This window comes from Flavobacterium sp. HBTb2-11-1 (assembly GCF_009826975.1).
GTDB lineage: Bacteria > Bacteroidota > Bacteroidia > Flavobacteriales > Flavobacteriaceae > Flavobacterium.
In genome coordinates this window covers 214,032-229,853 of sequence record NZ_WUMO01000008.1, presented here as the reverse complement: position 1 = coordinate 229,853, position 15,822 = coordinate 214,032, and the positions used below count along the sequence as shown (strand labels likewise).

General features: G+C 34.3%; 12 protein-coding genes. 5 read left to right on the top strand and 7 right to left on the bottom strand.

What is annotated here, in order from left to right; translation table 11 throughout:
• Positions 1-85: 85 nt before the first annotated feature.
• From uvrA to GR162_RS18380, 4 genes are all read right to left on the bottom strand, one after another.
• Positions 86-2,917 carry an excinuclease ABC subunit UvrA gene (gene uvrA, locus GR162_RS18395; protein WP_160783310.1) on the bottom strand — a complete coding sequence of 944 codons (2,832 nt, stop codon included), beginning with the start codon at positions 2,915-2,917 and terminating at the stop codon, positions 86-88.
• A gap of 128 nt (positions 2,918-3,045) precedes the next feature.
• On the bottom strand, positions 3,046-4,830 hold the full coding sequence (locus GR162_RS18390) for a chloride channel protein (protein WP_160783309.1): 1,785 nt from the start codon (positions 4,828-4,830) through the stop codon (positions 3,046-3,048).
• A 72-nt stretch (positions 4,831-4,902) separates the two neighbouring features.
• Entirely contained in the window at positions 4,903-6,591 is a 1,689-nt protein-coding gene (ggt, locus tag GR162_RS18385; RefSeq protein WP_091136405.1) for a gamma-glutamyltransferase, read from the bottom strand.
• Positions 6,592-6,613: 22 nt separating this feature from the next.
• Positions 6,614-7,198: an ACP phosphodiesterase gene (locus tag GR162_RS18380; RefSeq protein WP_091136401.1), complete on the bottom strand. Its 585-nt coding sequence runs from the start codon at positions 7,196-7,198 to the stop codon at positions 6,614-6,616.
• 206 nt (positions 7,199-7,404) lie between these two features.
• On the opposite strand from GR162_RS18380, the gene glmM reads away from it, so the two are divergent.
• Positions 7,405-8,793: a phosphoglucosamine mutase gene (glmM, locus tag GR162_RS18375; protein WP_160783308.1), complete on the top strand. Its 1,389-nt coding sequence runs from the start codon at positions 7,405-7,407 to the stop codon at positions 8,791-8,793.
• A gap of 91 nt (positions 8,794-8,884) precedes the next feature.
• Here the strand turns inward: glmM and GR162_RS18370 are convergent, their stop codons facing one another.
• Both GR162_RS18370 and GR162_RS18365 read right to left on the bottom strand, forming a co-directional pair.
• Positions 8,885-10,369, bottom strand: a complete 1,485-nt coding sequence (locus GR162_RS18370; RefSeq protein ID WP_160783307.1) for a glycosyl hydrolase — start codon at positions 10,367-10,369, stop codon at positions 8,885-8,887.
• A gap of 209 nt (positions 10,370-10,578) precedes the next feature.
• A complete protein-coding gene (locus tag GR162_RS18365) occupies positions 10,579-11,451 on the bottom strand; it encodes a lysophospholipid acyltransferase family protein (RefSeq protein ID WP_091136391.1) in 873 nt (290 codons plus the stop codon).
• A 112-nt stretch (positions 11,452-11,563) separates the two neighbouring features.
• Here GR162_RS18365 and GR162_RS18360 point away from each other — a divergent pair, with 112 nt between their 5' ends.
• The 4 genes from GR162_RS18360 to GR162_RS18345 all read left to right on the top strand — a co-directional run bounded on the left by GR162_RS18360 (position 11,564) and on the right by GR162_RS18345 (position 14,102).
• Positions 11,564-12,202 carry a rhomboid family intramembrane serine protease gene (locus tag GR162_RS18360; RefSeq protein ID WP_066034135.1) on the top strand — a complete coding sequence of 213 codons (639 nt, stop codon included), beginning with the start codon at positions 11,564-11,566 and terminating at the stop codon, positions 12,200-12,202.
• Positions 12,203-12,253: 51 nt separating this feature from the next.
• The gene (locus GR162_RS18355; RefSeq protein ID WP_160783306.1) at positions 12,254-12,946 is read left to right on the top strand and encodes an SIMPL domain-containing protein; all 693 of its coding nucleotides are present in this window, start codon (positions 12,254-12,256) and stop codon (positions 12,944-12,946) included.
• Positions 12,947-13,070: 124 nt separating this feature from the next.
• On the top strand, positions 13,071-13,640 hold the full coding sequence (locus tag GR162_RS18350) for a Crp/Fnr family transcriptional regulator (RefSeq protein WP_160783305.1): 570 nt from the start codon (positions 13,071-13,073) through the stop codon (positions 13,638-13,640).
• Between the two features lie 72 nt (positions 13,641-13,712).
• Positions 13,713-14,102, top strand: a complete 390-nt coding sequence (locus GR162_RS18345) for a RidA family protein (RefSeq protein WP_160783304.1) — start codon at positions 13,713-13,715, stop codon at positions 14,100-14,102.
• Between the two features lie 193 nt (positions 14,103-14,295).
• Here the strand turns inward: GR162_RS18345 and GR162_RS18340 are convergent, their stop codons facing one another.
• Complete coding sequence (locus GR162_RS18340; protein WP_160783303.1) at positions 14,296-15,672, bottom strand: sensor histidine kinase KdpD; 1,377 nt, start codon at positions 15,670-15,672, stop codon at positions 14,296-14,298.
• Positions 15,673-15,822: the final 150 nt, after the last annotated feature.

Below are 15,822 nucleotides of genomic sequence, written 5' to 3'. Positions count from 1 at the left end.
GAAATGACAAAGAATTGTGGTTGTTTTGTTTAAAAAAACAAAATTCTACATACACTAGGTTTTTAAATATTTACAAAGATCACTCTTACTCTAACTCTTTTTTCAAAAACTTAGCTGTATAACTCTTTTTATTCTGAGCCACTTCTTCTGGAGTTCCTTTGGCAACCAATTGTCCACCACCTTTTCCGCCTTCTGGCCCAATATCGATAATATAATCTGCTAGTTTGATAACATCCATATTATGTTCGATCACTAGAATGGTATTGCCTTTGTCCACCAATTTATTTATTACTTCCATCAAAACGCGAATGTCTTCAAAATGCAATCCAGTTGTAGGTTCGTCAAGAATATAAAATGTATTTCCAGTATCTTTTTTAGACAATTCTCCTGCTAGTTTTATACGTTGCGCTTCACCGCCAGAAAGCGTTGTGCTTTGTTGTCCAAGTGTAATGTAACCTAAACCAACATCTTGAATTGTTTTGATTTTTCTGTGAATTTTTGGAATGTTTTCAAAGAAAGGAACCGCTTCATCAACCGTCATATCCAAAACATCAGAAATAGATTTTCCTTTATATCTAATTTCTAAAGTTTCTCTGTTGAAACGTTTTCCTTGACAAGTCTCGCATTCTACGTAAACATCTGGCAAAAAGTTCATTTCGATTGTTCTAACACCAGAACCTTCGCAGGTTTCGCAACGTCCTCCTTTTACGTTAAAACTAAAACGTCCCGCTTTGTAACCACGAATCATACTTTCAGAAGTCATGGTAAACAGATTTCTAATTTCAGTAAAAACTTCCGTATACGTTGCCGGATTAGAACGTGGTGTTCTACCAATCGGACTTTGGTCAATGTCAATTACTTTGTCGATATGTTCTAAACCTTCAATCTTTTTATACGGTTGCGGTTTTTTTACGCCATTAAAATAATGTGCATTTAGAATCGGATAAAGCGTCTCATTAATCAAAGTCGATTTTCCGCTTCCAGAAACACCCGTTACGCAGATTAACTGTCCTAACGGAATTTCAATAGAAACGTTTTTAAGATTGTTTCCAGTTGCTCCAGTAAGTTTTAAAAATTTACCATTTCCTTTTCTTCTTTTCTTCGGAATGTCGAATTTCATTTTGCCGTTCAAATATTGAGCAGTAATTGTATTTGATGCTAATGTTTCTTTCGGAGTTCCTGTGCTGATGATTTGTCCACCATATTTTCCCGCTTTTGGACCAATATCAATTACATAATCGGCGGTTTCAATCATGTCTTTATCGTGTTCTACCACAATAACCGAATTTCCGATATCACGTAATTGCTCTAGCGACTGAATTAATTTTTCATTATCTCTTTGGTGGAGGCCAATACTTGGTTCATCCAAAATATAAAGAACACCCACCAATTGCGAACCAATTTGTGTCGCCAAACGAATACGTTGTGCTTCACCACCAGAAAGCGATTTTGAACTTCGGCTTAAAGCCAAATAATTCAAACCAACATTCATAAGGAAGTTCAAGCGGTCTTTTATTTCTTTTACAACTTCAGAAGCAATTAAAAGCTGTTTGTCTGTCAGATGGTTTTCTAAATCTAAAAACCATGCCGTCAAATCTGAAATATCCATATCACACAATTCGGTGATATTTTTTTCATTTACTCTAAAAAACAAAGCTTCTTTTTTAAGACGTGAACCTTCACAAACAGGACAGTTAATTTCGTCCATAAAATCTTTTGCCCAACGTTTTATAGTTGTTGTGGCACTTTCGTCATATTGATTTTTAATGAAATTAGAAATTCCTTCAAAATCAATTTTATATTCTCTTGTAACGCCAAGATCTTTTGAGTTGATAGAGAATTTATCTTTCCCGCCATACAAAATCATTTGCATGGCTTCTTCTGGAATTTTCTCAATGGGATCAGTTATTTTAAATCCGAATTTTTCCCCGATGGTTTCCAATTGCTTGAAAATCCATGAAGATTTATATTCGCCCAGAGGCGCAAGACCACCTGCTTTTATTGATAATTTCGGATTCGGAATAATCTTTTTGACGTTGATTTCGTGCACAGTTCCCAATCCGTTGCAATGAGGACAAGCTCCTTTTGGAGAGTTGAACGAAAATAAATTCGGCTCTGGATTCTGATACGAAATTCCTGTTGTAGGACACATTAAGTTTCTACTGAAATAACGTACTTCATTAGAATCCTGATCCAAAATCATCAAAACATCTTCACCGTGATGCATGGCTGTATTGATGCTTTCTGATAATCTTTTTTGCGTATCAGGATTATCTTCAATGACCATTCTGTCTACAACAATCTCGATATCGTGAGTTTTGTAACGATCCAATTTCATTCCTGCAACCAAATCTTGAACTTCGCCGTTTACACGAACCTTCAAGAATCCTTGTTTGGTAATCTGCTGGAATAATTCGGCATAATGCCCTTTTCTGGCCTTAATAACTGGCGCGAGAATATTAATGCGTTTTCCTTTGTAATCCTGAATAATCAAATCTTTAATTTGTTCATCAGAGTACGAAACCATTTTTTCGCCTGTGTTGTAACTGTAGGCATCTGCACCACGTGCATATAGAAGTCTCAGGAAATCGTAAATTTCGGTAATCGTTCCAACTGTAGAGCGCGGACTTTTACTGGTAGTTTTTTGTTCAATTGCGATTACAGGAGAAAGTCCGTCAATTTTATCTACATCAGGACGCTCTAAACCGCCAAGGAATTGTCTTGCGTAGGCAGAAAAGGTTTCAACATAACGGCGCTGGCCTTCAGCATAAATCGTGTCAAATGCCAAAGAAGATTTTCCCGATCCTGATAAGCCAGTAATGACAACCAGTTTTTCACGCGGAATAGATATATCGATATTTTTTAGATTATGAACTCTTGCACCAAGAACTTCAATAGTATTGTCTTTATCTAACATAATTTTGAGCAAAACGCAAAGTTACCACTTTGATTTGTTCTTTTAGTGCTCGATAGCAAAAGTTTATGTTACAAATAATAACAAAATAGCGATCGTTTTTATAGCTGGACTTTCTTACTTATTAAAGCTTATTCAATCGTCATTGAACGGAGTTTTGTTCGATAAGCTTCTAGTGCTATTGATTTGGAAATAAATCCGTGGTATTTCCCGTCTCTTAAAACAGGAAGGAAAGCAGATTTGGTGGTTTCAAATTTACGCATTACAATTTCCATGCTGTCGAGTGTAGAGATTGTTGCAGCAGGCGCTTTCATTACGTCTCTGATAAAGGTGTATTTTACGCGGTAAGAATTAAAAATAATTTCTCGTATATCATTAAAATGAACAACTCCAACTAGATCTTTCTCTTGATTTACAACCGCAAAAACAACCTGGTTCGAATGCGAAATAAGATCAACCAATTTAGTTAGATTTTCATCTGGATGCACTGTCAAATAATCGCATTGAATAATCGAGTCGATATCTAAAGTCGATAAAATGTTTGAATCTTTGTTGCTTGTAAAGGCATGTCCTTTCTTTGCTAAACCTTTTACGTCAAGTGAATATTTTTCGTAACGTTTAGAAATGGCAAAACTGATAGAAGAAACAATCATCAGCGGAATCATTAATCCATAACCTCCTGTGATTTCTGCAATTAGGAAGATGGCAGTTAGAGGTGCATGAAATAAACCGCTCAGAATTCCAGCCATTCCAACCATTGTAAAATTACTGATAGGAAGTTTAGATAAACCTACCATGCTTACAAGTTTAGAAAAGAAGTAGCCTAGATAAGAGCCTAAGAATAGAGAAGGAGCAAAGTTTCCTCCGTTTCCACCGCTTCCAATAGTTAATCCCGAAGCAAATACTTTAACCATCATGGTAGCGCCAATAAATAAAAGCAAAACCCACTGATTATTTCTAAAATCGGCAAATAAAGTATTATCCAACAATTTTCCAGGATCGGTTTCAGATAAAGTTTTAATGCTTTCGTATCCCTCACCAAATAGGGTTGGGAAAATAAAAATTAATAACGCCAATAACGATGAGCCAATTAAAGCTTTTTTATAAGGGTTAATTTGCTGTTTGGCAAAATAATGCTCCACCCTTTGAAAGTTTCTCGAGTAATAGATGGCAACTAGTCCGGTTAAAACTCCCAAAATAACGTAAAACGGAATATTGTGGTAATCAAAAGATTCTTGTTTTTTAAAGCTCAAAAGAATGCTTTCGTCCAAAACGATAGCAGAAACCAAAGCGCCCGTTGCTGCAGAAATCATAATAGGCGTAAAAGCAGAAATGCTGACATCTACCAATAAAACCTCAATAGCAAAAAGAACACCTGCAATTGGAGCGTTAAAAGCAGCCGCAATTCCAGCAGCAACTCCGCATCCAATCAGCAAAGTTCGATCCTTATACTGCATCTTATAATTCTGGGCATAATTTGAACCAAAAGCAGCTCCTGTAATTACGATCGGACTTTCTAAACCTGCAGAACCTCCCAAACCAACTGTCAACGAACTTGTCACAATTTGAGCATACATCTGCTTTCTAGGAATAATACTGGCTTTTTTCGCAACTGCATAAAGTATTTGAGAAGTTCCTTTTTGAATACTTCCGTTAAGAACTTTATTTACCACAAAAACAGTTAATGTAATACCTATAATAGGCAGAATACTGTTAATGAAACTCAATTTCAGGATTCCATTAATGTATGTTGCAAATGAGAATACACTATGCGCGAAAGTTTTAAGTACGATAACGGCAAGGGAACAAGATATTCCGATAAGAACGCTCGACAAAAAAAGAAACTGCTTTGGAGTCATTAACGATTGTGCCAAAGCAATGATGCTTTCGAGTCTTCTGAAATATTTTTTTAGCATTCTGTTTTAAAATTATCGTTCTTACAAAATTAGTTCATAATGTTAGATTAAAAAAATAAAAACGGAGAACTATTAAAAACCAACAGCTTTGTCATCGCCTCTAAAATCAGCTCCGCCTTCTAGATTTTTGTTTGGCAGAACCAAAATAGCATCAACTTTTCCGATGATAGGAGTTGGTTTTTCGTTGATGATATAGTTTTTTGCTTTAAGCTGATCAATTGTTTTTGTTTCAAAAGTATTGGGTTCGAAAGTAATTAAATCTGGCAGCCATTGGTGATGAAAACGTGGAGCATTAACAGCTTCTTGCATGCTTAGATTATATTCGTAAACATTTAGAATTGTCTGTAAAACAGAAGTAATGATTGTTGAACCTCCTGGAGTACCTACCACCATAAACAGTTTTCCGTCTTTTTCTACAATGGTTGGCGTCATAGAACTTAACATTCGTTTTTGCGGAGCAATGCTGTTGGCTTCATTTCCAACTAATCCAAACATGTTTGGAGAACCTGGTTTTGCACTAAAATCGTCCATTTCATTATTTAAAAAGAAACCTAACTCGTCGCAATAATATTTCGATCCATAACCGTCATTTAGTGTTGTCGTAGCCGCAATTGCATTCCCGAATTGATCTACAATTGAATAATGTGTAGTTTCTGTGCTTTCGGCATAATTCACTTTTCCTTCTTTTATTTCGCTTGATAAAGTCGCTTTTTCAGGATTAAAGCTAGCCATTCTTTCACGAAGGTAATTTTCATCTAATAATTCTTTCATCGGAATTTTGACAAAATCTGGATCACCCAAAAAGTAGCTTCTGTCTGCATACGCTCTCCTTTCTGCTTCAACAATAACCTGAATGGCATCTGGCGAATTATGCCCCATTTTGGCTAAATCATACGGCTCAAGCATTTTTAAGATTTGAGCCAGACAGATTCCGCCACTGCTTGGAGGAGCCATTGATGTAATTTTTAAACCTTTATAAGTAAATTGCAATGGTTTTCTCCATTTGGCTTCATATTTCGCTAAATCCTGCATCGTGATAATGCCGCCTTTTTCCTTTAGATAATTGACTAGGATTTTTGCTGTTTCTCCTTTATAAAATTCGTTTCTACCTTTTTTCTGGATTCTTCTTAAAGTTTTGGCTAATGCTGGATATTTGATGGTATCGTTTTCTTTAAAATTGCCAGATAAAAGCGAATTTTCTCCATTTATTTTTACAATGCTTTCGTGATAATCTTTTAAGCTTTTTTCTTGTTTTTTAGTCACTACAACACCTCTTTCTGCTAAAGCGATTACAGGTTCAAGGATTTTAGAAATCGGCATTGTGCCATATTTTTTATGAACCGCAAAAACGCCTGCAATTGTGCCTGGAACACCAATGGCAAGTGCTGTCTGGGTGCTTTTTCCTTTTATTACATTTCCCTCGCTATCCAAAAACATATCTTTTGTAGCAGCCAACGGAGCTTTTTCTCTATAATCCAAAGAACCAACCTCGCCATTGGCTTTTCTATACACCATAAATCCGCCGCCGCCGATATTTCCTGCAAACGGAAAAGCAACTGCAAGCGCCAACTCGGTTCCTACCATGGCGTCAAAAGCATTTCCGCCTTTTTTCATAATGTCAGAACCTATTTTTGAGGCTTCTTCGCGGGCAGAAACCACCATAGCTTTTGTAACAACTAATCCAGTCGGATTTGGTGTTGCCTGTTGCGCATTGCTATTGCTTATATATAAAAGTGCTATTAAAAATGTAATTTTTTTCATGTTCAATAAAATTAAATTGGACTTAAAGAGAAAGTAATTTTCCTTTTGCTTGTTCTCTAATTTCTTCAAAGAAGAGTGTGAATTCTTCTTCAAATTCATCATAAAATTCAGTAAGCTCTTCGACAGCGAACTGCATTTGAGAAACATTTTTGGATCTTCTGTCCATTTGGGTTAGTATATGTTGAATTCCTTCGGTTGTGCGATAACTTACAAGCCAGTTTCTTTCAATCATATATGGCATTAAGCCTTGAGTTTTTTCAGTTAAAATTTCATAATTATCGTGAAGCGAATGATAAAATCGATTTACAAAAAGTTCTAATTTTTCATCTGAATATTTTTTCCAGTTTTTGGCTAGAAAATGATCGTAAACAATATCTACAATAACGCCAGCATAATGGTGATATCTCTCATGGAGGCGTTTGGTGCTTTTCCTAAAAATATCATGAGAATCAGTATAAGTATCTATGAATCGATGGAGTAGAATTCCTTTTTGAACATCTTCAGGAAAATGCTCAAACTGTTTTCCGCGAATTCCGTCTGCCATAAAATTCCCGATTTTAATTAAATCATTGTCTCCAGAAAGATATATATGGGCTAAGAAATTCATTTTTTATAAGTTTCTAAGAATCGAAGTTTTTTAAGATTCTGAGTTATTTTAGTAAATGTATAAAAACTTTTTTAAATCATTTTGTTATAAAAATAACGAGATGCAAGTAGTTTCCTATAGGTTAAATTTAAAATCTTAGAATCTTAGCAACTTAGTATCTCAGCAACTTTTTTATATTTGTAAAAAAATAACCCTAACTCACAAAAATGACTCTAATAAAATCTATTTCTGGAATCCGTGGGACGATCGGAGGAAAAGTGGGAGATAATCTAACTCCTGTTGATGCAGTAAAATTTGCATCCGCTTACGGAACTTTCTTGAAAAATAATATTGCGAAAGATAAATTGACAGTTGTAATTGGCCGTGATGCGAGAATCTCTGGACCAATGATTCATAATTTAGTAGTGAATACTTTAATTGGTTTAGGAATCGATGTTATTGATCTTGGACTTTCTACAACGCCAACTGTTGAAGTGGCTGTTCCTTTGGAAAAAGCTGACGGTGGAATTATTTTAACAGCTTCTCACAATCCAAAACAATGGAATGCTTTAAAATTATTAAATGCTAAAGGTGAATTTTTAAGCGGAGCTGATGGAGCAAAAATTCTTGAAATTGCAGAAGCAGAAGCTTTTGATTTTTCTGATGTGGATAGTTTAGGTGAAGTTATTTCTAATGACGCTTACATGGATATTCATATTGATGAAGTTTTAAACTTGCCATTGGTAGATATCGAAGTAGTAAAAGAAGCTAAATTTAAAGTGGTTGTTGATGGTGTAAATTCTTCAGGAGGAATTATTATTCCGAAACTTCTAAAATTAATGGGAGTTGAAGTAGTAGAATTGTACTGTGAACCAAACGGACATTTCCCTCATAACCCAGAACCTTTAAAAGAGCATTTAACTGATATTTCGGAATTGGTAGTAAAAGAAAAAGCTGATTTTGGTATCGTAGTAGATCCAGATGTAGATCGTTTGGCTTTTATCAGCGAAGACGGTGAAATGTTTGGTGAAGAATATACTTTGGTTGCTGTTGCTGATTATGTTTTAAGTAAAACTCCAGGGAATACAGTTTCTAATATGTCATCTTCTCGTGCTTTAAGAGATGTTACTAAAGCTCATGGAGGAAGCTACGAAGCCAGTGCAGTAGGAGAGGTAAACGTGGTAGAATTGATGAAGAAAAATAATGCTGTAATTGGTGGTGAAGGAAACGGCGGAATTATCTACCCTGAATTGCACTACGGAAGAGACAGTTTGGTTGGAGTTGCTTTGTTCTTGACGCATTTGGCAAACAAAAAAATGGCAGTTTCTGCTTTGAGAGCTTCTTATCCAGAATACTACATGAGTAAAAATAAAATCGAATTGACGCCACAAATTGATGTTGATGCGATTTTAACTCAAATGACTGAGAAATATAAAAACGAAGATATTTCGACAATTGACGGTGTGAAAATTGATTTTGCAACAGAATGGGTTCATTTAAGAAAATCAAATACAGAACCAATTATTCGTATTTATACTGAGGCGCCTTCTCAAGCAGCTGCAGATCAATTGGCACTTCGAATTATTGATGAAATTAAAGTAATTGCTGGAATTTAAGATTTTCAGTTTTTAAAATAAAAAAAGCTCTTTAGATTTGTCTAAAGAGCTTTTTGTTTAGTCAAAACTAATTCATTCCGTTAGGAATGAATTAGTTCTTAATTATTTTAATCGATTTTTTAATATTTCCATACGAAGCGTTTACAATATAAACTCCTTTTGGAAGCTTGTCTCCAATTTTAATATCTTGATTTGTAAAATAATCTGCAGAAGAAAAACAGACATCTCCTTTCATATCAATTATTTTGATCGTTAAAGGTTCAGTTATATTTGATTTAATATGTAAAGTGGCTTGCGTTTTTACAGGATTTGGATAAATCGTAAAACTCTCTTTTTCAAGCTCATTATCGTTAACGCCAAGATTGGCAACAGCAAAATCGATAAAATTAAAATTAAAATCATTTGATTTGAATTTGATTTTCAAATACACCTCGCCTTTTGGTAAAAAAACATCATTTACCGTTTTATTAGCAAAAGTCTGCCAGTCACCAGTTGGCGGAAAGGTTTCATCGGCTTTTACCACAACATCATTTACTAGAATGTCAAATTTGCCTGTCAATACGGGAGATGCCACTCTAAAAGTTAAGTTGTAGGTTCCAGCATTGGCAACATTCAGCATAAATTCGTTCCAGTCTCCTTCATTGATGAAACAAACATTTTGCCCCGTTCCAGAATCTGTTGTTGTCTGTAAACCAGTTCCTTTTCTTCTGTAATGTTTATTGGCAGTAACGCGACCTGGTATATTCATTTTTTTTGCCGTGTAAGGAACATTAATATATTCAGTTCCAATTGGTCTTAGGACACCACTTGTACCACTTAACAATTGTCCTTCTAACATATCGGTCCAAGTTGGATTTACTCTTCCAGAAAACCATGAATAGCGAAAAATATCTGGATCATTTTCATAGCTGGTTAAAATTTGTTTCATGAAAGCTGTTTTTTCTTCAGCGGTCTGTATAACTCTATTGGCAAACTCCGTAATCCAAAGCGGGCGATTGAATTGTTTTAAAATTCCTGTTACTCCAATCACAGATCCAGCAGTGGCATCATAAGTATGAAAAGCGATATAATCTACTTTACAGTTGGGGCATAATTGGAAAAACTGATTGTGCCAAACAACAGGATCAGAAATTCCTCCGTAATTATTAGGGCCATTGTAAGCAGGTGAGGCGCTTACAATTTCTAGATTTTTTGCAGCAGCAATTTTTTCGATATTTGCCCATGCAGTTACTGCCTCTTGCGGTGTTAATCTTGCACCGTCGGTAAAATTAGGTTCATTAAACGCTAAAAGATATTTGGCTCCAGGTTTTATTTTATTGATGAAAGTTTGTACGTCATTGTCGCTGATCTTTCCCCATGCCATCGGGACAAATTCAACACCAAGAGATTCATAATTGGCTTTTAAATCGGCATCAGGTTCTGGCGACCAGTTGTACCACCAAGAAAGGCCTGGTTTTAAAGCTTGCATGTCGGCTTGGGAGTGGTATCCGTAAGCAATTCCTCGTTTCGGGCTTTGAGCGAAGACAGAAAAAAAGAGAAAAGATACTAAAAATGAAAAAAATAGTTTTTGGATCATGGTTAATGATTTTTTGGTTCTTTTTAGATATTGGAGAAGAACCAAATTTAAATGGTTTCCTTTTTTTATCCATTCAAAAAAATCATTACAAAAACACATCAAATTAGATAAAGAGAACGTATTTAGATATTTATTATTCAGTTTTAAAAGAAAAAGCCCGAAAAGCAAATGCTGTTTTTCGGACCTTCATTTAAATTATTTTCTAAATATCATTCAATACGGTGTTTCCATCTTTTGTGTGTCCACAAATAAAATTCCGGAGCTTCTAGAATCTGTTTTTCCACTTCTTTTAAATACATTTCGGTGATTTTGAAATTTTCAAATTCTTTCGGATTATCTGCAAGCGAAATAAATGTAGCCTCATAATAACCTCTTTTGACTTTTTTAACCTGCACAAATATCACAGCCAAATCATATTTTTTAGCTAGTGTTTCTGCGCCAGTATGTACAGGAACTTCAACTCCCATAAATTTCATCGAATGAAAAATTCTTTCCATTTTTGGTGATTGGTCACTTGCTAAACCGTACATGCTCAAAACTCCTTCACGCTGGTTTTTTGCCATTGTCGGAATCGCTTTTCGGGTTTCTATCATTTCGGTGTTGTATTTAGAGCGAATTTTTCTAACTAATCTATCAAAATAAGGATTGGCTAGTCTTTTGTAAACCGCAACTCCTTGAAAACCAAGTTTAGGATTTATGGTTAAAAGCCACTCATAACTTGCATAATGTGAAGCTACCAAAATTACGCTTTTTCCCTTTTTAGCATAATCGCGAACAAGATCAATATTGGTTACATGAAATCTTCTTTCCATTTCTTCAGGAGACATGCTCATGGTTTTAATCATCTCCAGGAACATATCACACATATGCTTGTAGAATTTCTTTTCTACAACTTTTCTTTCTGCATCGCTCAAATGAGGCAAAGTAAGCGCCAGATTTTCGCGCACTACTTTTTTACGGTATCCAATAACTTTATATACTAAAAAATATACAAAATCTGAGAATAGGTAAAATACAGGAAAGGGAAGTATAGAGATGAGCCAAAGTAAAGGGTAGGCTAAAATATAAACAAGAAATTGCATGTAAATTTTTTTTACAAAGATAAATTAAAAATGATTAGCGATTGATATTTTGCTTTCTTGCTAACTTATCTTTAAGAATGATTATATTTACCATTCACAATAATTATTATTTATGAATATTATTTTAATAGCGATTATCGTTGCGAACGTTGTTATTAGTTACAAAGGTTTTAACGATCTTTATTTTTTTAGAAAATACGAGTTTCATGTAGGAAGCATTCGTTCTGGCGAGCAAATCAGAATGCTGTCTTCTGGCTTTCTGCATGTTGATATGATGCATTTGATTTTTAATATGCTGACTTTGTATTTTTTTGCTCCTGTAGTTCTAGGCTGGCTTGGTAATTTTTCTTTTATCTTGGTCTATTTTGGAAGTTTAATTTTCGGAAGCCTTCTTACTATGCTCTTTCATAAGAACGATTATAGTTATAGAGCCGTTGGAGCATCTGGCGCTGTTACTGGAGTTTTATATTCGGCAATATTATTGCAGCCTGACATGATGCTTGGAATATTTTATGTCATTCCGATGCCGGCTTATCTTTTCGGAATTTTGTATTTATTGTACTCAATTTATGGAATGAAGGCCAAAAATGACAATATTGGGCATACGGCACACTTTGGAGGTGCTATAGGCGGTTATTTAATTACCTTGATAAAAATGCCATCATTATTTACAGACCATACATTGATGGTAATTCTGCTTGCAATTCCGATTTTGATACTTTTTGGAATGGCAAAATTGGGAAAACTGTAAGCTTGGCACAACTTTTGGAATGCTCTTGTCAAACATTAAAATTTAACAAAAATGAAAAAACTAGTATTATTTTTAACAATCATGTTTATGACTATGTCTTACGGCCAAGAAATCAAACAAATACCTTTAATTAATGTTACTGGAGAAGGAAAAGTAAAAGTAGCACCTGATCAGGTTTGTATTTCAGCTTCGGTTGAAACAAAAGGGAATAATGCTAAAGATGTTAAAAAACAAAATGATGAAAAGATGGATGCTGTTTTAAAATTCATCAAAAAAATGAATATTCCAACAGCAGATTTCAAAACAAAACAAGTAGCTCTTAATCCGCAGTACGATTATGAGAAAAAGAAAACTTCTTATAACGCTACACAAACTGTAGAAATCGTGGTAAAAGATTTGACTAAGTATGATGAATTAATGGAAGGTTTGGTTCAACAAGGAATCAATAGAATCGACAAAGTTTCTTTTGAATCATCTAAATTAGCGCAATATGAGTCTGAAGCTAGAAAATTAGCGATGAAAGATGCAAAAGTAAAAGCTGAAGAATACGTTTCTGTTTTAGGACAAAAAGTAGGTAAGGCATTTACAATTTCTGATAACTCTCAAGTTTACCGCCCACAGCCTATGTACGCTGCTATGAGAATGAAAGAAGCAGACGCAATGGGAGGAGCTTCAAACGAAACTTTAGCAATTGGCGAAATCGAAATTACAGCAAATGTTAGCGTAAGTTTTATGTTAGACTAAACTTTTCTAAATACCAATATTTAAAATCCAAATTCCAATTCAAACTGGGATTTGGATTTTTTATTTTGTATAGATTTTTTCCATTAGCCTAATTAATAATTAAATTTACTTTTAAAAGCACTTTATGAATAATCCTGAACAATTTTTAAAAACTCATATTGATAAAACAGTCCCTTTAACAGATGAAGAAGCAGGATTTATCATTTCTCATTTTGACTTAAAATCGTTTCGTAAAGGTGAATTTATCATTGAAGAAGGAAATGAGGTGAATGAGGTTTACTTCGTGCTTTCGGGACTTGTTAAATTGGTTTATGAAGATCAGGATGCTAAAAAACATATTGTTTCTTTTGCAATGGAAGATTGGTGGGAAACAGATTTTCAAGCTTTTTACACCCAAAGTAAAGCACAGTTAACTTTAGAATGCATTGAAGATACTCTCCTGTATAGTCTTTCATTAGAAAACTTTGAAAAACTTTGTTCAGATTCGCGTAAAATGGAACGTTTTTTTCTTCGAAAATCAATTGCTGGCCACATAGGGTCGCAAACGCGAATTTTATCGTTTTTAACTTCAAATGCACGCGAAAGATACGAGCAGTTAATCCTTAAAAATTCATCTTTATTGCAACGCGTTCCTAAAAGTTCTTTAGCTTCTTATTTGGGTGTTTCGCGAGAAACATTAAGCCGTCTTTTTTAAATAGTGATATTTATCACGCCTCTGAAATCAACAGCCTGCCGATTTTTGCATCATAGAATTAAATTATTAAAGATGGAAAAACGAGTAATTAATCCGTGGAAATGGCAAGATGCTAGAAATTATGTTCAAGCCGTTGATGTTAGTAATGCAAAAGGAACTTTATATGTTTCAGGACAAACTGCTATTGATGAGAATGGTATTTCCAGTAACGCCGACATGCGAACTCAATTATTGAAAACATTGGAAAATCTGGAAAAAGTAATTCGCAATGCTGGTTATGAATTGAAGAATATAGTAAGACTAAATGTCTACACTACAGATTCGGTTTCATTATTCGAGAATTTCGATGTTTTTCAAAAATGGATTCAAAAAAATGAGATTAAGCAAACCAGTACGGTTTTGGAGGTAAAAAGCCTTTTTGAAACTTTAAAAGTGGAGTTGGAGGCAACTGTGGTTAGGTAAAACATTAAAATTTTAAAATCCAAATTCCAATGAATAAAGGGATTTGGATTTTTTTATTTCAGATTTCAGACTTTAGATTGAAATTTAGGTTTTTAATACTGAGGTTGGAATTTGGAATTTCAGTTATTGAGATTTAGCCGAAAGGTTGGAATTTGGAATTTCTAGAATTGGAATTTAATAATAGTTTGAAATTTTAGTTATCGGAATTTACAATAGGAAGTGTAAACCTAAACGTGCTTCCTTTTCCTTGTTCGCTTTCTACCCAAATTTTTCCATGATGAATGTTTACAAACTCTTTGCAAAGCAGTAAACCGAGTCCGCTTCCGAGTTCATTTTCTGTACCTTTCTGCAGTACTTTTCCGTTGATTTTGAACAATTTTTCTTTGATGTAGTCAGGAACTCCGATTCCGTTATCTGTGATAGAGATTTCTGCTTTCTGATTGGTTTGGATCAGTTTTAGTTTAATTTCTCCATTCTTGTCTGTAAATTTAATGGCATTACTCAGCAAATTACGCAAAATGGTGCTGATCATATTTTTATCTACTTCTGCCTCAACTAAAAAAGCCGATTCAAAAGCAATGTTTATGTTTTTATTTATAGCCACATTTTTACTCAGTTCGATATTCTCTTCAATTAAGGCATTTAAAAGTATATTTTTAGGATGAAAAGTAATCATGCCGGTTTGCACTTTAGACCATTCCAAAAGATTTTCGAGCAGCTTGTAAATGTTTTTATTTGAGTCGTGCAGCAGTTCCGATATTTCTTTTATTTCTTCGCGGCTGTACTGTTCTATATTTTCCAGCAAAATTTCAGAAAGAGAAACAGATGATCCTAAAGGGCCTCTTAAATCATGTGAAATAATAGAGAAAAACTGGTTTTTGTCATTCAAAAGTTTTTTGATTTTATGATCTTGTTTTTCTTTTACCAAGAGCAAAAAACCAACAATTCCGATCAGACTGAGAAGAAACAGACAGATGCTGTAAAAACTATCAAAAGTATCGTTAGAAATAATAAGGTTTTGAGGATATAAGTATCGGTGGATTATTCGTATTACAATTAGAATTTCAAATCCTGTGTAGCACAAAACATAAAAAGTCTTGAAAAAGCTTTTTTTCTTTTCTGTGAAATAAATAATTGTAGGCAATAAATAAATGGCAAAAACACCAATTCCGCCAATGATAACACGAGTGTTCATCGAGGCATAAAAAAGTGTCGATATATTAAAAAGCAATATGGCAGCCGCTGTAATAGCTATCTGAATTTGAAACTGTCTTTTTGCGTGTGTTTTAATGAGCGACAGCATTGCAAGGGTTTCGAAGCAGCAGGCGCCAAAAATCATCGAATTGGCAATATTAATAGAAGCAAAGTCGGGAATAATATTTCGTAAAAGAGCCAATATCCAAGCAACGGTCAGTATTAATTTACCTAAGCCAAACCATTTTAATATTTTTCTATTATCGCTAGTGGCATATGAGAATGAAAAACTAAAAATAAGGATGCAGGTAAAAAAATTACCCCAGAAATAAAGCAGAAAAATGGTTTTTGGATCTACTGGTAAAAGTTCAAACATTAAAAGGATTTTGCTTTTTGGAAATCGATTTTACAAATATACAAATAAAGTAAACATTCAGACCTGAGTCGACGCTTCATGAGCAGTGTTTCTGCATATTTAACAATTAGTTTTCTTTAGGATCTGTAGTGCTTTTTTAAATTTACATAC